General features: G+C 61.8%; 16 protein-coding genes, 1 other RNA gene and 1 pseudogene. 5 read left to right on the forward strand and 13 right to left on the reverse strand.

Going from position 1 to position 19,264, the window contains the following annotated elements; all coding sequences use genetic code 11:
- Positions 1-2: 2 nt before the first annotated feature.
- From AKL25_RS21730 to AKL25_RS21740, 3 genes are read right to left on the reverse strand one after another with little or no spacing between them, the layout of a single operon-like run.
- Entirely contained in the window at positions 3-1,454 is a 1,452-nt protein-coding gene (locus AKL25_RS21730) for an efflux transporter outer membrane subunit (RefSeq protein WP_050479807.1), read from the reverse strand.
- On the reverse strand, positions 1,454-2,710 hold the full coding sequence (locus AKL25_RS21735; RefSeq protein ID WP_050479808.1) for an efflux RND transporter periplasmic adaptor subunit: 1,257 nt from the start codon (positions 2,708-2,710) through the stop codon (positions 1,454-1,456). The genes AKL25_RS21730 and AKL25_RS21735 overlap by 1 nt, the downstream gene beginning before the upstream one ends.
- Before the next feature lie 16 nt (positions 2,711-2,726).
- Complete coding sequence (locus AKL25_RS21740; RefSeq protein ID WP_050479810.1) at positions 2,727-5,966, reverse strand: efflux RND transporter permease subunit; 3,240 nt, start codon at positions 5,964-5,966, stop codon at positions 2,727-2,729.
- Between the two features lie 192 nt (positions 5,967-6,158).
- Here AKL25_RS21740 and AKL25_RS21745 point away from each other — a divergent pair, with 192 nt between their 5' ends.
- Complete coding sequence (locus AKL25_RS21745) at positions 6,159-7,046, forward strand: oxygenase MpaB family protein (RefSeq protein ID WP_240475828.1); 888 nt, start codon at positions 6,159-6,161, stop codon at positions 7,044-7,046.
- 4 nt (positions 7,047-7,050) lie between these two features.
- Here AKL25_RS21745 and AKL25_RS23940 read toward each other — a convergent pair.
- From AKL25_RS23940 to AKL25_RS21755, 3 genes are all read right to left on the reverse strand, one after another.
- Positions 7,051-7,125: non-coding RNA, sX9 sRNA (locus tag AKL25_RS23940), on the reverse strand.
- 73 nt (positions 7,126-7,198) lie between these two features.
- Positions 7,199-8,773 carry a DHA2 family efflux MFS transporter permease subunit gene (locus tag AKL25_RS21750; RefSeq protein ID WP_420840726.1) on the reverse strand — a complete coding sequence of 525 codons (1,575 nt, stop codon included), beginning with the start codon at positions 8,771-8,773 and terminating at the stop codon, positions 7,199-7,201.
- 35 nt (positions 8,774-8,808) lie between these two features.
- Complete coding sequence (locus tag AKL25_RS21755) at positions 8,809-9,936, reverse strand: HlyD family secretion protein (RefSeq protein ID WP_050479812.1); 1,128 nt, start codon at positions 9,934-9,936, stop codon at positions 8,809-8,811.
- 234 nt (positions 9,937-10,170) lie between these two features.
- Here AKL25_RS21755 and AKL25_RS21760 point away from each other — a divergent pair, with 234 nt between their 5' ends.
- Entirely contained in the window at positions 10,171-11,628 is a 1,458-nt protein-coding gene (locus AKL25_RS21760; protein WP_240475829.1) for an efflux transporter outer membrane subunit, read from the forward strand.
- Between the two features lie 138 nt (positions 11,629-11,766).
- Here AKL25_RS21760 and panE read toward each other — a convergent pair whose 3' ends face one another.
- The 4 genes from panE to AKL25_RS21780 form a co-directional block, all read right to left on the reverse strand.
- On the reverse strand, positions 11,767-12,696 hold the full coding sequence (gene panE, locus AKL25_RS21765) for a 2-dehydropantoate 2-reductase (RefSeq protein WP_050479825.1): 930 nt from the start codon (positions 12,694-12,696) through the stop codon (positions 11,767-11,769).
- A 2-nt stretch (positions 12,697-12,698) separates the two neighbouring features.
- Complete coding sequence (locus AKL25_RS21770; protein WP_050479813.1) at positions 12,699-13,094, reverse strand: winged helix-turn-helix transcriptional regulator; 396 nt, start codon at positions 13,092-13,094, stop codon at positions 12,699-12,701.
- Positions 13,095-13,119: 25 nt separating this feature from the next.
- On the reverse strand, positions 13,120-13,929 hold the full coding sequence (locus AKL25_RS21775; RefSeq protein ID WP_050479814.1) for an SDR family NAD(P)-dependent oxidoreductase: 810 nt from the start codon (positions 13,927-13,929) through the stop codon (positions 13,120-13,122).
- A gap of 244 nt (positions 13,930-14,173) precedes the next feature.
- Positions 14,174-14,734: a TetR/AcrR family transcriptional regulator gene (locus AKL25_RS21780; protein WP_050479815.1), complete on the reverse strand. Its 561-nt coding sequence runs from the start codon at positions 14,732-14,734 to the stop codon at positions 14,174-14,176.
- Between the two features lie 217 nt (positions 14,735-14,951).
- Between AKL25_RS21780 and AKL25_RS21785 the strand changes: the two genes are divergently transcribed.
- Together AKL25_RS21785 and AKL25_RS21790 are read left to right on the forward strand one after the other, a co-directional pair.
- Positions 14,952-15,578: a glutathione S-transferase family protein gene (locus tag AKL25_RS21785; protein WP_083444829.1), complete on the forward strand. Its 627-nt coding sequence runs from the start codon at positions 14,952-14,954 to the stop codon at positions 15,576-15,578.
- A gap of 57 nt (positions 15,579-15,635) precedes the next feature.
- Positions 15,636-16,610 (forward strand): pyridoxamine 5'-phosphate oxidase family protein, encoded by a 975-nt coding sequence (locus AKL25_RS21790; RefSeq protein WP_050479817.1) that lies wholly within the window; start codon positions 15,636-15,638, stop codon positions 16,608-16,610.
- A gap of 19 nt (positions 16,611-16,629) precedes the next feature.
- Here AKL25_RS21790 and AKL25_RS21795 read toward each other — a convergent pair whose 3' ends face one another.
- Complete coding sequence (locus AKL25_RS21795; protein ID WP_050479818.1) at positions 16,630-16,989, reverse strand: STAS domain-containing protein; 360 nt, start codon at positions 16,987-16,989, stop codon at positions 16,630-16,632.
- A gap of 118 nt (positions 16,990-17,107) precedes the next feature.
- Positions 17,108-17,431 carry a hypothetical protein gene (locus AKL25_RS24495; protein WP_167541928.1) on the reverse strand — a complete coding sequence of 108 codons (324 nt, stop codon included), beginning with the start codon at positions 17,429-17,431 and terminating at the stop codon, positions 17,108-17,110.
- On the opposite strand from AKL25_RS24495, the gene AKL25_RS21800 reads away from it, so the two are divergent.
- A complete protein-coding gene (locus tag AKL25_RS21800; RefSeq protein WP_050479819.1) occupies positions 17,312-19,057 on the forward strand; it encodes a chloride channel protein in 1,746 nt (581 codons plus the stop codon). The genes AKL25_RS24495 and AKL25_RS21800 overlap by 120 nt on opposite strands.
- Before the next feature lie 98 nt (positions 19,058-19,155).
- On the opposite strand, the pseudogene AKL25_RS24700 reads toward AKL25_RS21800, so the two are convergent.
- Positions 19,156-19,264: pseudogene (locus tag AKL25_RS24700) on the reverse strand (succinyl-CoA--3-ketoacid-CoA transferase); the annotation flags it as partial.

Consider the following 19,264-nt stretch of genomic DNA (forward strand, 5'->3'; position numbering starts at 1 on the left):
GACTATTTCTGCACCAGCTTCGCATCCGGCCAATCGCCGCCCAGGGTCTTGATCAAAAACACCGACGTCAGCATGCGCTGCCCCATCAGCTGTGCCGCCTGGCGTTCGCTGTTGAGCAGCGACTGCTGCGCGGTGATCACATCGAGGTAAGTCGCCACGCCGCCTTCATAACGGCTGTTGGCGATATCGAGCACGCGGCGTGCAGAGACGATGGCGGCCTGGGCCTGCGCATAAGCCCGGTCCAGCGCAGAGACGCCGGTGATGCCGTCTTCCACTTCCTGCATCGCGGTCAAGACGATGCGGCGGTAGTTGGCGACGGAGGCTTCATAGCCGCCTTTGGCGAAATCGACGTTGGCGCTGATGCGGCCGCCGTCAAAGATGGTCTGCGTCAACGATACCCCGAGCGACCACACCACACTCGGCGCATTGAACAAAGTCTCGATGGTGCGGCTGTCGACGCCGTACGAGGGCGCCAGAATCACGCTCGGGAAAAACGCTGCGCGCGCGACGCCGATCTGCGCATTGGAGGCGGCCATGGCGCGTTCTGCCGATGCGATGTCAGGACGGCGCTCCAGCAGATCGGACGGCACGCCGATCGGCACCGCCGGCGGCGTCATCGGCGCCAGTGCAGGCGGCAAGGAGAAGTTCGGCGCAGGCGTGCCGGTCAGCGTGGCGATCGCGTGTTCATATTGCGAGCGCGCCTTGCGCAGCACGTCGACTTGCGTCAGCGTGGTGTCGAGCAGGGCTTGCTGCTGGGCGACATCCAGGCCCGAAGTCGCGCCGAGATCATGACGCGAGGTCGCCAGTTCCAGCGCCTTGCGTTGCAGCTCGATGGAGCGCGACAGCACATCGAGCTCGACGTCCAGTTCGCGCAGGTTGAAGTAATTGGTCGCCAGATCGGCGCTCAGCAGCAGGCGCGTGTTTTCCAGATCGGCGGCGGATTGCTCGGCCGAAGCGCGGGCGCCTTCGACATTGCGTTGCACGCGGCCGAACAGATCGACTTCATAGCTGGCGTTCAGGCCCAGCGCGAAATCGTTCTGCACGGTGGCGAAGTTCGGCGCGTTGTAGTTGGTCAATGGCCGGTTGCCCGCGATGCGCAGACGCGAGGCGCGCACGCCTGCGCCGACTTGCGGATACATGCCGGCGGAAACGGAATTGGCCGTGGCGCGCGCCTGCGTCAGCCGCGCGGCGGCGACCGCCAGCGTCTGGTTGCCCTCCAGCGCCTGCTCTTGCAAGGCATTCAGTTTGGCGTCGCCGAAACGTTCCCACCACGCGCCCTTGGCTTGCGTGTCGCTCGGCGTGCTTTGCCGCCACGGCGCATCGAGCTGCCAGGTCACCGGCATGTCGACGTCAGGCTTGCGATAATCGGGACCGGCGGCGCAGCCCGCCAGCACGGCAGCGCTCAGCACAACGGCAGAGGTTGCGACAGCAATCGGATGCAGGCGCAGCTTCATCACGACTTGCCTTGTTCAGCTGGCTTGCCGTCTGCCTTGGCCGCCGGTTTAGTGTCGGGAGCCAAAGCAACTTCATCGCCTTCCGCCACCGAATCGGACGGATTGAGGATCAGGCGTTCGGCTCCGGTGATGCCGTCGAGCACTTCCACGGTCTGGCCGTAGTTGCGGCCGAGCTGCACGCGCTTCAGGTGTACGCGGTTCTTGTCATCGACGGCGGCGACCAGCGTGCCGTCGCGACGGAAAATCAGGGTGTCGGTCGACACCACCAGCGCGCCGCTCGGTTTCAGCGGCAAGGCGACCTGGACGAAGGCGCCCGGCAGCAAGGCGCCATCGGCGTTCGGCAGCGACACTTCCACCTGCATGGTGCGTGTGGCGGTATCGATCGATGCCGCGGTGCGGACCACCTTGCCGTCGAAACTCTGACCGCGCAGTTCGGATTGCGTCACGACGACCTTTTGCCCCTGCTTGACCAAATTGGCGTAAGACTGCGGCACGTTGATATAGACGCGCAGCGGATCGGTCTGCGCCAGAGTGAACAAGGCGCGTCCTGCGCCGCCGCCCGCACCCGGATCGATCAGGTCGCCGACGTCGACGTTGCGGCGCGTGATCACGCCGGCAAACGGCGCGACGATGCGTTTGAAGCCTTCCACCTGACGCAGACGTTCGACGTTGGCGTCGGCGGCGGCGAGGTTGGAACGCGCTTGCGAATAGCCGCTGCGGCGCTCATCGAGTTCCTGTTGCGAGACGGCGTCTTTCTTGCGCAAGGCTTCCCAGCGATCCACCGTGCTCTTGGCCAGCTCCAGGCTGGAAGCGGCCTGCTGGCGCGCAGCCACGGCCTGCGACAGTTGCTGGTCGATTTCCGGCGTATCGAGTTCAGCCAGCAGCTCGCCCTTTTCGACGCGGCTGCCGATGTCCTTGTGCCAGCGTTTCAGATAGCCGCCGGCGCGCGCCGAAATCGGCGATTGCACAAAGCCTTGCAGCGTGCCCGGCAGCGACAGCGTCTGGCCGGCGTCGCTGCTTTTGGCGATGGCGGTCTTGACGTATTGCTTGGCGCGCTCGGCGGTGCCGGATTCCAGTTCGCGTGCGTTGAAGACGCGGCTGATCACGGTGCGGGCAGCGCCTGCAGCGAGCAGCACCAGCACCACGACCATCACGATCTTGGTGCGGCGTACGATCTGCTGACGTTTCAGCAGCTCTCCTGATTCATCCGGATTAACGGGATGAATGCCGAGTTGGGAATGACGTTCTTGCGACATTGCTTCCTATCTCCTGTTACGGCTGCTGAGGCTGAGGGGGCTGGGGTGGCGTACCACTGCTATCGGCCGGCCCATGCCCATGATGCTGGCGCGCTTCTTTGCGGCGCGCCAGTCGTTGATGAACGCCGGCGAAAACGACGGGAACGAAAAATAAAGTCGATACGGTAGCGAAGATCAGGCCGCCGATCACGGCGCGTCCGAGCGGCGCGTTCTGCTCTGCGCCTTCGCCCAGGCCCAGCGCCATCGGGATCATGCCGATGATCATCGCCAGCGCCGTCATCAGCACCGGACGGATGCGCGTGGCGCCCGATTCCAGCGCTGCCGCCAATGGCGTGGCGCCCTCATCCTTGCGCTGACGCGCGAACGAGACGATCAGAATACTGTTGGCGGTCGCCACCCCCATGGTCATGATGGCCCCGGTCAAGGCCGGCACCGAGAGCGTGGTGCCGGTGATGAACAGCATCCAGGCGATCCCTGCCAGCGCCGCGGGCAAGGCGGCAATAATGATCGCCGCATCGATCCACGACTGGAAGTTGACCACCACCAGCAGGTAGACCAGCACGATCGCCATGGCCAGGCCGACGCCCAGGCCGATGAAGGACGCCTGCATGGTCTGCACCTGGCCGCGGATTGCGACCTGGCTGCCGCGCGGCAGCTTCGGTTTCATTTCTTCGACCAGCTTGCTGACCTTGCCGGCGACGGTGGCGAGGTCGGTGCCCTGCACGCTGACAAACACGTCGATCGCCGGCAGGATGTTGTAGCGCGAGGAAATCGCCGGTTGGCGTCCTTGCTTGACATCCACAAGGTTGCCCAGCAGTTGCGTGTTGGTCGGTGCGCCCGTGGCGGTGCCGACGCCGCCAGCGCCGATCGGGATATTGAGCAGCGAATCCAGCGAGTCGACGCGGTATTGCGGCGACTGCACGGCGACGTTATAGACCACGCCGTTTTGCGGATTGAGCCAGAAGGCCGGCGTCGTCTGCGAGCTGCCGGACAAGGCGATCAGCACGTTCTGGCCAACGTTGGCGGCGGACAGGCCGTACTGCTGCAGGCGCGTGCGATCCATCTGCATATCCAGGCTCGGACCGTCCAGGCGTTGATGCACGTGGGCGTCGACTGCGCCGGGGATCTGGCGGATTTTCTTGGTCAGTTCCGCAGCAAGCTCGGCGTTCTGTTGCAGATTCGGCCCGGTGAACTGCACGTCGATCGCCGCCGGCAAACCGAAGTTCAGAATCTGCGTGACGATGTCGGCCGGCTGGAAGAAGAACTCGATGCCGGGGAAGCGCTTCGGCAATTCGGCGCGCAGCATGCTGACCAGCTGTTCGGTCGGACGGTGTCCTTCATGCAGCGACATCAGGATTTCGCCGTCGAGCGTGCCGATGGTGCCGGCGTTGCTATACGACAAATTGATACCGCTGTTGGGCACACCGATGTTGTCGAGCACGGTTTCCAGTTCGCTGGCGGGGATCATTTCGCGAATGGCGGACTCCACCTGATCGGCGATGCGCGCGGTCTCTTCGATACGCGTGCCGGTCGGCGCACGCATGTGCAGACGGATCTGGCCGCCGTCGACGTTGGGGAAGAAGTCGCGGCCGAGGAAGGGATACAGCAGGCAAGACAGCACGCAGAAGCCGAGGAAGGCCAGCGCGAAGCGGCGGCGATGCGCCAGCAGCGACGACAGCACCAGCGTGTAGGCGCGCCGCACGCGTTCGAAGCGCGCATCGAAACCACGATACAGACGTTGCAGCAGACTCGGCTTGCCGCCATCGTCGGCGCCGTGGGCGTTGTTCATCAACAGCATCACCAGCGTCGGCACCAGCGTACGCGACAGGATATACGATGCCGCCATCGCGAACACCACCGCTTCGGCCAGCGGCACGAACAGAAAGCGCGCCACGCCCGACAGGAAGAACATCGGCACGAACACGATACAGATACACACGGTCGAGACGAAGGCCGGCACGCCGATTTCGCCGGCGCCGACGATGATGGCGTCGTGCAGCGGTTTGCCCATGTGCATGTGCCGCTCGATATTTTCAATCGTCACGATCGCCTGGTCGACCAGGATACCCACCGAGAGCGCGAGGCCGCCCAGCGTCATCAGGTTGAGCGTCTCGCCCAGCATGTAGAGGATGAGGATCGAGGCCAGAATCGACAAGGGAATCGTCACGGCGATGATCAGCGTACTGCGCCAGTTGCCGAGGAACAGCAACACCATCGCCGCCGTCAGGCCGGCGGCGATCAGTGCTTCGGCGACCACGCCCTTGACCGCCGCTTTCACGAACAGCGACTGGTCGAACAGCGGCGTGATCTTGACGTCGGCCGGCATGGTTTGCTGCGCTTGCGGCAGCAGCGCGCGCAGGTTGTTGACGATGTCCAGCGTGGAGGCGCCGCCGTTTTTCAATACCGACAACAGCACCCCGCGCACGCCATCCTGGCGCACCACGTTGGTCTGCGGCGAGAAGCCGTCGCGCACGTAGGCGACATCGCGCAAATACGTGGTGGCGCCGTTGGCGGTGCGCACCGGCAAATCGTTCAAGCCGTTCACCGCTTCCGGTGAGCCGTTCATCTTGATGGTGTATTCGGTGCCGCCGAACTTGGCGGTGCCGGACGGCAGGATCAGGTTTTGCGTGTTGACGGCGTTGACCACGTCGACCGGCGACAGGCCTCGCGCCTGCAGCGCCTGGGTATCCAGGTCGACCGAGATCAGACGGGTCTTGCCGCCGTAAGGGAAAGGCACGGCGACGCCGGGAATCGTGATCAGCTGCGGGCGCAGCGTATTGACGGCAGCATCGAACAGCTGCTGCTCAGGCAGGGTCGGGCTCGACAACGCCAGCTGCATGACGGGAATACTGGAAGCGGAATACTTGATCACCAGCGGCGGCGTGATGCCCGGCGGCAGCTGGCGCAACTGCGATTGCACCGAAGCGACGGTCTGGGCGATGGCGTTCTGGATGTTGGCGGTCGGCTGGAAGAACACCTTGATCACGGACACGCCGGCCAGCGATTGCGACTCGATGTGTTCGATGTCGCTGACCACGGTGGTCAGGCCGCGCTCGTTCTGGGAGGCGATGCGCTGCCCCATTTCCTGCGCGGACAGGCCGTTGTAGTTCCAGATGATGCTGATGACCGGAATATTGATTTCCGGGAAGATGTCCGTCGCCATTTTCATGAGGACAAGCGGCGTGGACAGCACGATCAGCATCGCCATCACAATAAAGGTGTACGGGCGACGCAGCGCCAACTCGACCATTGACATGAACTTTGGTTCCCTGAAATGAGACTTTTATTATACTCAGAATAATTTGCCGTAAAGCTACTACTCTTGCGCGTTTTTCTTCTGCTCTTGCTCTTTTTTATTCTTTTCTTCCCTCTTTTGTCGTCTTTCTGCGTCCAACTGACAAAAGCCTTACCATTTCATCTTTGCCGCCTCACGTCATTTCAAGCCGCCATGCAAGCCATCGAAGCACTCCGCATCCGCATCGAAACCAGCGTCGTCAGCATCAGCCGCCCTCCCGGCAGCCCCGACTTTCGCCATCCCCCGGGCGATCCCGGCCTGTTCGGCCCGGATTCCGCCGCGTGGCTGGTGCATAGCGACTTTACCGCGATGCTGATCGGCGGCGTCAGCGCACTGCTGATGCAAATGCTGCACCCGCTGGCGCTGGCCGGCGTGTGGGATCATTCCACATTTCAGCAAGACATGCTTGGCCGCTTGCGGCGCACCGCGCAGTTTATCGCAGGAACGACCTACGGCAACCGCCAGGATGCAGAGAAACTGATCGCCCTGGTGCGCCGCATCCACAGCGGCGTGCGCGGCGTCGCGCCGGACGGCCGCGCTTATTCGGCGGACGATCCCGATCTGCTGACCTGGGTGCACGTGGCGGAGGTGTCGAATTTTCTGCGCGCGTATCTGCGCTATCGCAATCCGCAACTGGGCGCGGCGCAGCAGAACCGCTACCTCGACGAAATCGCCCTGATCGCGGAACAACTCGGAGCAAGAAATGTGCCGCGCACTGTGACGGACATGGATAGTTATATAGAGAAAATGCGGCCGCAACTGCATTGCGACGCACGCACGCTGAAGACCCTGGAACTGGTGATGAACGCACCCGCGCCGAATGCGCTGGCGGTGCCGTGGACACGGCTGATGATGCGCGCCGGCGTCGACCTGCTGCCGGACTGGGCCAAGCTGCAGCTCGGCGTGAAACCGCTGCGCCCGCTGCAGCAGCTGATGCTGCAACGGGCAGTCGCCGTGGCGGCGAAGCCGATACGCTGGGCGGTCCGGCAGAGTTCCGCCCAGTTGGCCCGCCAGCGCATGGCGCCGGCGCAATTTCTTTAGAACCTGTTCACGATCTGTAGCGAGAGGCCATCAGCCGGTGGCGGACGGAGCGGACGAACCGGAGTGTACTTTAGTACATGAGGATTCGGAGCACCGCCCAAGGATTGCCAATTCGCGGATCATGGCCTCGCAGTAAGATCGTGGACAGGTTCTCAGTGCGCGTCGGCTGACGGCGCCTTAGGCGGCGCCACCTTGTGCATGAACGGAATCAGCACGATCGCCACCAGGAAGCACACCATCACCGCAAGGAAGGCATCGGCGAACGTCTGCGTCTGCGCCTCGCGCATGGTCAGCTTCCACAATTGCTGCAAAGCGCCGGTTGGTGCGGTCCCGGCGTCAAGTCCCCAGGCCATCATGTTAGCGCCGGTGTTTTGCACCAGGTTGTTCATGGATTCGTTGGCGCTGTTGAGATGCTCCGCCAGGCGCAGGAAGTGCAGGTTGGTGCGATCGTTGAGGATGGTGCCGCACACCGCAATGCCGATCGCGCCACCCAGATTGCGCATGAGGTTGAACAAACCCGAGGCCTGCTTCAGGCGTTCCGGCTTGAGCGCACCGAGCGTCAGCGTCACCACCGGCGCCACCGCGAACTGTTGCGCAAAACCGCGCAAGGCTTGCGGCAGCATCAGCTCGCGCCAGCCCCAGTCGTGCGTGATCGGCGTGAAATTCCACATGCTCAGCGCAAAGCACGCCATGCCGAACATCATCAGCCAGCGCAGATCGACGCGCCGCCCCAGATAGGTATAAAACGGAATTGCGCAGATCTGAAACAGGCCGGTGGCGAAAATCGCCAGGCCGATGTCGAGCGCGCTGAAGCCGCGCACGTGCGCCAGGAATACCGGCGTCAGATACACCGTGGCGAAGATGCCGATACCGGTGACGAAGGAGAAGAAGCAGCCGAGCGCAAAGTTGCGGTCCTTGAGTGCGCGCAGATCGACCACGGGATTGGCGTAGCTCAGGCTGCGCCAGACAAACGCGATGCCGGCGATGATGGAAATCCATACAGTCGTGCGGATGATGTCGTCACCCATCCAGCCCAGACGCGGACCTTCTTCCAGCGAATATTCCAGACAGCCGAGACTGGCCGCCAGCAGGATCATGCCGAGATAGTCGGCACCCTTGAGCAGCGACAGGTTGGGCTTGTCGATGCGCACCAGCATCGGCACCACCACCGCGACGAAAATGCCCGGCACCAGATTGATGAAGAACAGCCAGTGCCAGGAGTAATTGCTGGTGATCCAGCCGCCGACCGTGGGGCCGAGCGTGGGCGCCAGCGACGACAGCGCACCGACGGTGGCCGCCGCGATCACGCGCTGATGGCCCGAGAAATAGAAGAACGCCGAGGTGAACACCATCGGGATCATCGAGCCGCCGAGGAAGCCTTGCAGAGCACGAAAGAAGATCATGCTGTTGATATCCCAGGCCATGCCGCACAGCATGCTGGCGACGGTAAAGCCGACCGCCGACGCGCTGAACAGCCAGCGCGTCGACATCACCCGCGCCAGCCATCCGGATAGCGGAATCACGATGATCTCGGCGATCAGGTAACTGGTCTGCACCCAGGCGGTTTCATCGGCGCCGGCTGACAAGCCGCCGCCGATGTCGGCCAGCGAGGCCGACACGATCTGGATATCGATCAGGGCGATGAACATGCCGACGCACATGGTGGCGAACGCGAGGATCTTGGCCTTGTGCGTCAGCTCTGCAGGCGACGTTTGGGGTGGCGCCATGGCGGTGCCGGGATTGCTGGCGACGGCGCTCATGCTCAGCTCCGCTTGGCGTTGTTATTGGTACCGGAGGCCGGCATGCGCTCATCCACTTCCGCCGTCACCGACAGGCCGGGACGCAATTTTCCGAGACGCGCAGCTTCGCCGTCGAGCAGAATCCGCACCGGCACGCGCTGGACGATCTTGGTGAAATTGCCGGTGGCGTTTTCCGCCGGCAGGATACTGAATTGCGCGCCGGTTGCCGGGGCGATGCTGGCGACGTGGCCTTCGAAGGTTTCACCGGGCAACACGTCGGCCTTGATCTTCACCGCCATACCGGTCTGGAAATGGGCGATCTGGTTTTCCTTGAAATTGGCGTCGACCCACAGGCCTTGCGCCGGCACCACCGACAATAACTGCGCGCCGGTCGCAGCGTAGGCGCCAAGACGTGCGCGGCGATTGCCGACCACGCCGTCAACCGGTGCGCGCAGTTCGGTGTAGGCCACGTTCAGTTCGGCCAGATTGCGTTCGGCGATGGCTTGCTGCAATGCCGCCTGGGCTTTTTGCTTTTGCGTCGCCAGCACGTCGAGCTGGCGTTGCGCTGCGTTCAGGCCGGCTTGCGCTTTTTGTCCATTCGCCACAGCTTGCTTGTAGTCGGCATCGGCCTTCTGGAAACTTTGCACCGACACCGCCGCCTTGGACGACAGGCTCTGGTAGCGGGTCTGGTCGTCGTGGGCGCGCGACGTTTCGGCGCTGGTGGCGGCGACGCCGGCCTTGTTTTGCTCGATCACCGCTTCCTGCAGGTGGCGCTCGGCGTCGATGTTGGCCAGCGTCGCTTCCTGCGCCTGCACGGCGGCTTTCAATTTGTTCAGCACGGCGACGTAATCGCGATCATCCAGTTTGATCAGCAGGTCGCCGGCTTTGACGCGCTGGTTGTCGGTCACCAGTACTTGCACGACATTGCCTGAGACCTTGGGCGCGATCACGGTGATGTCGCCGCCCACATAGGCGTCGTCGGTGTGTTCCCAATAGCGGCCTTCCGCGAACCAGTAGATCAGGTAAGCGACCACCGCCGCGATCACGACGACCGCCACGGCAATTTTCACCAGCCCGCTTTTGCCTTTTTTCTGTGCGCCGGCGGATTGCCCGATGTCGTTCGCCGACGCAACACTTGTTGGATTGCTCATGTTGTACCCCAGTCTTTCTATCGATAAGCCCGCGCGGGGCCGGTTATGAAAATGCCGTTGTCCTGCAGATCTTGAAGCCCTGAAATCCTTTGCCGGAAAGCTGTTGCGGCTTGAAAAAATATTTCAGACTGCTAGTTGCTTTCATTTTGATAGTTAGATTAAACTAGACACTATCATTTTGCAAGTAACTTTTCGAAGCCAATCAAAAATCGGATTTTTCACAGGGAGTCAGCGATGGCAGCAACGGACGGCAACAAACTGATGGGATCGGCAAGCCTGAGCGCGGTAGCGCTGGCGGTCGGCGTATTTCTGACGGGCTGCGCCAGCGGTCCCGATTACCAGGCGCCGGCGGTGAGCGGCGGCGCGTTCCACAATGCAAGTCTGCTGGAACAACGTGGCGCTGTTGCGCCCATGCCGCAACTGGATGAATGGTGGAAAGGTTTCAACGATCCCGTATTGAGCCGCGTGGTGCAGCGTGCAATCGAGCAAAACCTCGACCTCGCCGCCTCGGTCGCCCGCGTCGAACAAGCGCGCGCCGCAGCGCAGGAAGCCGGCGCGCAGCGCCGCCCGCAAGTCGGCGTAGAAAGCCAGGCGGCGCGCGCCAAGCAATCGCTGAATAGTCCGCTCGGCAAAATCGCCAGCAGCTTCCCCGGCTACGAACGCACCCAGACGCTGTATGACGTCGGCGTCGGCGCCAACTGGGAACTGGATCTGGCTGGCTCGCTGAAGCGCGGCGCAGAAGCGGCCGACGCCGAGCGCGACGCCGCCGAGGCCGATCATCTGGGGGTGCGTATTTCCATTGTTGCGGAAGCGGCCGATGCCTACTTCCGGATTCGCAGCGCGCAATCCCGTCTGCGCATCGCCGAAGACCAGGTGCAGACCACCGGCAAGCTGCTCGACCTGGTGCGCCTGCGTTTGCGCGACGGCATGTCGAACCAGCGTGAAAGCGCGCTGGCCGAAGCGCAGCTGTCGCAGGCGCGCTCCGGCATTCCGCCGCTGCGCATTGAACTGGAACGCCAGCTCAACCGGCTCGATGTCCTGATGGGCGCGATACCGGGAACCTATGCGCAGGAATTGAACGACAACGCTGCCAGCGTTGCGACGGTGCCGGCCATCACGGTCGCCGACGGCAGCGCCGCGCTATTGCGCCGCCGTCCCGACGTGCTGGCGGCGGAGCGTCGACTGGCCGCCTCCAACGCACGCATCGGCGTGGCGATGGCCGAGTATTACCCCAAGCTGTCGCTGTCGTCCCTGCTGGGATTTGAAAGTCTAGGCGCAGGGGGATTGTTCACTTCCAACAGCTTCCAGCCGCAAGCGGCGCTGGGCCTGCGCTGGCGCTTGTTCGACTTCGGCCGCATTGACGCCGAAGTGGCGCGCAGCAAGGGCGCCAATCAGGAAGCGCTGGCGCGTTACCGCCAGTCGGTCCTGCGCGCCACGGAAGATGTGGAAAACGCCATCGTGACGCTGGTGCAGCTGGAGAAGCAAAGCACTGAATTGACCGATGAAGTCGCCGCCCGCCAACGCGCGCGCACTGCGGCGCAAGATGCCTATCAGGGCGGCGCGCTGAGTCTGACGGAAGTGCTGGAAGAAGATCGCCTGCTGCTGCATGCGCGCGATCAGTTGGCGCAAGTGCGTGCCGACGATGCGCGTGCTGCGGTGACGACGTTCCGCTCGCTGGGCGGTGGCTGGTAAGACGCTGGGAAATGGGTCATACCATGCCACTGTCATCCTGACGCAAGTCAGGATCCAGTGTCGTATCGACGGTCTTTACGACACCGGGTCCCAGCCTTCGCTGGGACGACGGCATTACTCAGAAGCATTCTCTGTCGGTCATTTCGCGTGTTGATTACGCGCTTCGTAAGTCTTGAGATGGGTGTAGACGACTTGCAACAAATCGGTTTTGGTATTCGCTTCGCGGCCGCGGCGCAGCAGATCGCCGATGATGTGATCGGCTTCGATGCGCGCGTTATTGCTGATGTCGCGGAACATGGAAGCGGTCAGCGTCGAGCCGGCTTCGGTCAGCATCTTGCGCGTGCGGTCGTAAAAGGGACCGCTGGGCGCATGACCGTTGGCAGCGGCGATGGCGGCATTTTCTTCCAGCAAGGCGGTAATGAATTGCTCGCCGCCCGGCGCCTGCAGGATATCGCCGACAGTTGAGCGCATCAGGCTGGTACTGCCGGCCAGCGACGCCAGCATGATCCATTTCTCCCACATCGATTGCAGGATGGCGGAGCTGACATTGACGTCAAAACCGGCGCCGGCGATTTCCTTTTCGATCTGCGCAAGGCGCGACGACGAGGCGCCGTCGCGTTCGCCGAAGGTCATGCCGTGGAAAGTATTCAGATGCCTGATGGCGCCGTCGGCATCGATGGTGCTGGCGATGACGCATTGGCCGCCGAGGATTTTTTCTGCGCCGAAGCGTTGCGAGAGGATATCCAGATGCTGCATGCCGTTGAGCAGCGGCAGGATCACTGTCTGCGGTCCGACGGCAGCGGCGAAGGATTCGATCGCGTCGGCCAGGTCGTAGGCTTTGCAGCTGAGGATGATGAGATCGTAGTGCTGTTGCAGATTTTCTTTCTGCACGGTGGGCGGATTGCTCAGCGTCAGGTCGCCCACTGGACTCTTGATCTGCAAGCCGTTCTTCGCCAGCAACGCGGCGCGTTTTTCGCGCACCAGAAATGTGACGTCGCGCCCGGCTGCCAGCATGCGGCCGCCGAAATATCCGCCGACTGCACCGGCGCCCACTACCAAAGTTTGCATCTTCATGTCTCCTCGTTTTGTTCCTGAATCCGTTCCTGCAAATAGTCGTCCGCACTGCCTTGCCTGAGCTGCTGTACCGGATCGCCGAAATTGCGCAGCCCCCAGTCGTACATCGCCGCGATCACGATACGAAAATCGCGACCGCGCTCGGTCAGCAGGTATTCGTAACGCGGCGGATGCTGCCGGTATTGGCGGCGCTCAAGCAAGCCGGCGTCGACCAGCGTCTGCAGCCGACGCGCCAGCATGTTGGGCGATATTGCCAGATTTTTCTGAAACTGGTCGAAGCGGGTCAAACCGCGCAGGCAATCGCGCACGATCAGGATGCTCCACCACTCCCCCACCACTTGCATGGTGCAGGCCACGGGGCAATCCTGATCGTCGAGACATTTGCGTCGCATGCGGATTTATGTCGATGGCCGGCGATTACTTTGTGTAACGATCGGCCGGATTCTTGAACGACAGGTTCGGGCCCATTGCCTGACGCGCTGCGGTCAGCGCATCCCATTGGCCGACATCCGGCAACGGCGGGATGGTGACTTGTTCGCCCAGATCGAGACCGGTCAGCGCGGCGTTGACCAGATCGTCCACGCTCATCACCATGCCGTCGGGAAGCGCATCGATGTCGGAGCCGGAACGTTCCCAGATCTCGGTGCGGGTTGCGCCCGGCAGCACGGCCTGCACGCGTACGCCGTGTTTGCCCAGTTCGTTTTGCAGCGATTGGGTCAGGTTCAGCACGAAAGCCTTGGTGCCGCTGTAGGCGCCGTTGAACATTTCCGGCGCCAGCGCCAGGACCGAGGCCAGGTTGATCAGCGTGCCGCCCTTGCGTTGGATGAAGCCAGGTGCGACGGCCGCGGCCAGACGCATCACGGCGGTAATGTTGAGCTGGATCATGGCGTCGTATTTGTCGATGTCGCCGTCGGCCAGTTCGCCCGCAATGCTCATGCCAGCGTTGTTGACCAGCATGGTGATGGCAGCGTCGCTGCGCAGGCGTTGCTCTACTTTCAGCAGGTCGGCTTTGTTGACCAGGTCGGCGGGCAGGATCTCGACCTTGACCGAGGTCTCCTTGCGCAGGCGCTCTGCGACTTGCTCCAGACGCTGTGCGTCACGCGCGACCAGCACCAGATCGTAGCCGCGACGGGCCAGACGGTCTGCATAGGTTGCGCCGATGCCTGTGGATGCGCCGGTGATGAGGGCGGTGCCGGGTTTCTTGCTGTTGTTTGCTGCATTGCTCATGGGATTCTCCGAAAAGGTAGCGTCCGACCATTCGGACAGTTACTTTCATAATAATAGTTACATGAGAAATGTCAAGCAAGGGCTTTGTTTTAATCGGGACGATAGGAAAAAGCTAAGACGGCGAGGTATTGCCGTGACTCAACGGCAACAGGAAGGCGACAAGCGTGCGGACGCGGCCCGACAACGCTTGCAGAGCGCAAAAGAAAAGCAGAAAGCCGGTTCCGCCGGGACCGGCGGCGAGATGCTATTCGCCGAGCAGCACGCCCGGGAAATTGCGCATGGTGCGCACGAACGGCGCCGTCGTGCCCAATGCGCGCGAGACGACCAGCGAGCCGTGCATGGTGATCATGGCGTCTTCGGCGCGGCGTGAGGCTTCTTCCGTGGAGACGCCGGTTTCCGCCACGACGGCGGCAAGCGCCTTGATCAGGCCGCTCAGGCGCTGCTTCAGATATTGCTGAAAGAACTCGCCTGCTTCGCCGATCGTGAACAAGTCGGTGAGGCAAGGCTTGGTGCCCTTGGCATAGAACTCGCTGAGCGCGGCGCTGAATTTCTTCAGGCGCTTCTCGGCGGGCGCGTCTTCGGCCAGCGTCGGCATCACATGCTCGCCGAACCACACGCCGACCGCTTCCAGCGCGGCTTCGCCCATGTCGGCTTTGCCGTTGGGGAAGTAATGATAGAGACTGGACTTGCCCAGACCGGTGGCTTCGGACAGGCTCGCCAGGGTCGCGCCCTGATATCCCGAACGGCGGAATTCGGCAAGGATGCGTTGGGCGACTTCTTCGCGAGACAGGCTTGGAGCGGGCATAGTTTTCTTCGGTAAATGGCTGCGCAGCGTGGAATAAGCGCCAGTGGTGCTCTACATGACGGCCCTGCTGTTGTTTTCAAGGATTATAAATTTATTTGACAGCGTGCTTCGGATTGTTTATTGTACCGAACGTTCGGTACAGATTCATGCATATCGTACCGCATCTGATTCCGACATGCAGCACCACTATCATTTATTGCCCTCAGGAGATACCGCCATGCAAGCATCCCAAGCCATCCGCCTCTATGGTTTTCCATTGTCCGGCCACAGCCACCGCGTCGAATTGTTTTTGTCCATGCTCGATCTGCCGTATGAATTCATCCACGTCGACCTGCCCAACAAGGCGCAAAAGGAAGCCGGCTTCCTCGCCATGAATCCGCGCGGGCAAGTGCCGGTGATCGTGGACGGCGATGTCACCCTGTACGACTCGACTGCCATCCTGGTGTACCTGGCCAAGCGCTACGGCAACAGCGGGTGGCTGCCGGACGATGCCGCCAATGCCGCGAAGGTGCAGCAGTTCCTGTCGCTGGCATCGGGCGAAGTATTGGAAGGCCCAGGCAAGGCGCGCCTGGTGAAAGTGTTCAACGCCCCGCACGACTATGAACTGGCCAAGCACAAAGCCGCCAGCCTGCTGCAATTGCTGGAAGCGCATCTCGGCGGCGGCCGCAGCTTTCTGGTCGGCACCCATCCGACCATTGCCGACATCGCCTGCTACAGCTATGTCGCCCATGCGCCCGAAGGCGGCGTCAGCCTGATGCCTTATCCGCAAGTGCGCGCATGGATTACCCGCGTGGAGAGCCTGCGCAATTTCCTGCCGATGCCGGCCTCGCCGATCGCGGCATAAAACGGCACAGCATCTTCGCACTCCAGCGACATCAAACAAACAGAACCGGAGTTTGTCATGACCGAATCAGCGCAGGCAGCATCGCAGCACAACACCTTCCATCAGGGCGAGATGATTGCCCAGCAACGGGCCGGCGTGTCCGAGAAAATGGCGGAGATAGGCCCGCGCGTGATTCGCGATTACATGCCGGATCAGCACCGGCAGTTCTTTGCGCAGCTGCCGTTTCTGCTGGTCGGCAGCCGGGACGGCACGGGTCAGCCGTGGGCATCCATCCTGGCGGGCGAGGCCGGCTTCATATCGTCGCCGACAGAACGGCAACTGGACCTGCGTGCCCGCGCGCATCCCTCCGATCCCCTCCATGCCAATCTGCATGAGGGTGCGGCGCTGGGCTTGCTGGGTATTGAACCGCACACGCGTCGGCGCAATCGCGCCAACGGTATCGCCGGGCAGCTGCGCGACGACGGATTTTCGATCGCCATTACCGAAAGCTTCGGCAATTGCCCCAAGTACATTCAGGCGCGCAAGCCGGAGTTGATCGACCTGGATCCAGCAGCGCCGGTCAGCGAGGAAGCTGGCGCCGTACTGACGCCCGCCATGGCCGATCTGATCGCCAGGGCGGATACATTCTTCATCGCCACCGCCGCCGATGAGAGCACCGGCCATGTCGGCGGACGCCACGGCACCGATGTATCGCATCGCGGCGGCAAGCCTGGCTTCGTGCGTATCGATGGCGATCGCACGCTGACGGCGCCGGATTTCATCGGCAACTTCTTTTTCAACACGATCGGCAATCTGCTGACGCATCCGCGCGCCGGCCTGTTGTTTGTCGACTATGAAAAAGGCGACTTGCTGTATGTCGCCGTCACGGCCAAAGTGATTTGGGATGGCCCGGAGGTGGCGTCGTTTACGGGTGCGCAACGGCTGCTGCAGTTTTCAGTCACACAGGCCCGGCTTGTACGATCCGTGTTGCCGTTGCGCTGGGGCCAGGCGGAGGCGTCGCCTTATCTGGAACCGATGGGGCGCTGGAATTAAGTTCGGGACTGGACAGGAATCAACACAGAAGCAAGCCCGGCGCACTATCGAGCAAGCGAAGACCTTCGTCCACGCTGCCGAGAATCTTGTACAGCGCAACGAAGCCGCTGCTGTCGAAGACTTCGCGTACGTCCGGTTGCAGGCCCACCACGACGACACGGGCACGACGCGACTCGGCCTTCTTGCTCAACAAATACAGCACTTTCAGTCCTGCCGAGCCGAGCGCGTCCAGATGCGTGAAATCCAGGATCATCTTACGCAGCTCCGGTCTGCATTGGTTTTGCAGCTGCTTGGCAAACTCGGTCGCGCCATTGACATCCAGACTGCCGACAGCGCGCACGATCAATACTTCATTGCTTTGGATTGCTTCGATCTTCATGATTTGTTCTTCGCATCAGACAATTCAGCCGTCCATTATAAAACTGGCATTGATGTTCGCCGGATGGCAAATGGTTACCAAACGTTACCTACGTCACGCATCTTCTCGAAAAAATTCATCATCTGCGGCAATCTTCAAACATTTCGACTTTCAACAGAAAGCAATTTTGACGCTTCCCTAACGCAAATCCAAAATGGCATGAGCCCGGACAAAAAATAAATACGTCACAATATGATATATTTACCGACATATCTTGTCCCGGTTGCAGCATGCCCAGAATGCGCGGCTGCAAAGCCATCCCCTTCTCCATTTTGACGATTCCATGCGCCGCCACCAACGCGATTTCACCCTCGACCGACGAGTCCTGTTTCTTGCCGGTATCGCCATTGCCATCGGCGGCATCAGCACGATTGCCGCCTTTGTCCTGTTGAATCTGATACATTTTTTCACCAACCTGTTTTTCTTCCAGACACTGTCTTTTGCGGACCGCTCGCCGGCAACGCATGCGCTGGGAATCGCGGTCGTCATCGTGCCTATCATTGGCGGCCTGATCGTCGGCCTGATGGCCCGCTACGGCTCGGAAAAGATACGCGGCCACGGCATTCCGGAGGCCATCGAAGCCATCCTGTTCGGCAAGAGCAAAATGTCCGGCAAGGTCGCAGTACTCAAGCCGCTGGCGTCGGGTATCGTGATTGGCAGCGGCGGACCGTTCGGCGCCGAGGGGCCGATCATCATGACCGGCGGCGCAATCGGCTCGCTGATCGCGCAGCATTTCCATGTCAGCGCAGCGGAACGCAAGACCCTTCTGGTCGCCGGCGCCACAGCGGGTATGACGGCCGTATTCGGCACGCCGGCGGCAGCGGTCTTGCTGGCGGTGGAATTATTGCTCTTTGAATGGCGTCCGCGCAGCTTGCTGCCGGTGATCCTGGCATGCGCCGTCGCCGGCTTTGCCCGGCCGCTGCTGCTGGAGCCTGGACCGCTGTTTCCCTTGCATACGGCGCCGGTGGGATTGTCGGCATTGCCGGTGTGCATGTTGGCGGGGCTATTGAGCGGCGCTTTGTCATCCGCCATGTCCCTGGCCTTATATTGGGTGGAGGATCGCTTTCATGCACTGCCGCTGCACTGGATGTGGTGGCCTGCGCTTGGTGCGGTCGCCGTTGGTATTGGCGGCTACTTCCAGCCGCGCGCGCTTGGCGTGGGTTATGACGTGATTGCAGATCTGCTCAATCACCACCTTGCGGTTTCGGCGGTGCTGGCCTTGCTTGCCGTGAAAGCGATCATCTGGATCATTGCGCTCGGCTCCGGCACCTCCGGCGGCGTACTGGCGCCGCTGCTCATGCTGGGCGCCGGACTGGGTACCGTCATCGCATACGTCATCCCCGGCAGCGATGCGGCGTTGTGGCCGCTGGTCTGCATGGCGGCGGTATTGGCAGGCGTACTGGGCGCACCGCTGACAGCGGCCGTGTTTGCACTCGGATTGACGGGCGACTTCAACGCATTCTTGCCGTTACTGCTGGCGACCGGCATCTCCTATGGTTTCACTGTACTGGTCATGCGCCGCTCCATCATGACCGAGAAGATCGCCCGACGCGGCCTGCATATTTATCGTGAATACAGCGTTGATCCGCAAGAGCGCGTGTTCGTGGAAGAAGTGATGACGCGCGAAGTGATGTGCATTGCGGCGAACACCAGCCTGCGCCAGATCGCCGAGAATTATTTCGGCGCAACGCAACGGCATCGCGCCTTCCCGGTGTGCGATGACAGCGGCAAATTTCTCGGCATGCTGGACCGCGCCATGTTGCACGCGCATCTCGACGCCCATCCCGACACGATGAACACAACGGTCATCGGCGATGTACTCACGCCGTCGACGTCCTTGCTGGCGTTTGCCACCGAAACCTGCCAGTCGATTGCGCGACGCATGGCGGCGCATCACGTCGAACGTCTGCCGGTGTTGGCCGATCCCTCGTCATTACAACTGATAGGCCTTATCAGCCGCAGCGATCTGGTCAAACCCGCGCACACGGTATTCCATGAAGAACACGTGCGCGAAAGACTGGCGCGGTGAACTGAAGCGGGCATAAAAAAACGGCACAGGCTTCGACCCCTGTACCGTCCGCTCTCCGAAGAGAACGCAGAACAACTTTGCTGGCTGGCTTGTAACGATCAGACTGCGCTGACGTCGAGCTCCGCCTCGGTATTGGCGATCACCTCTTCCTTGCTCACGCCCGTCGCCAGTTCAATCAGCTTCAGGCCGGACGGCGTCACGTCGATT

Origin of the sequence: Herbaspirillum rhizosphaerae, assembly GCF_001189965.1 — a bacterium.
In the GTDB taxonomy this organism is placed as follows: Bacteria; Pseudomonadota; Gammaproteobacteria; order Burkholderiales; family Burkholderiaceae_D; genus Herbaspirillum; species Herbaspirillum rhizosphaerae.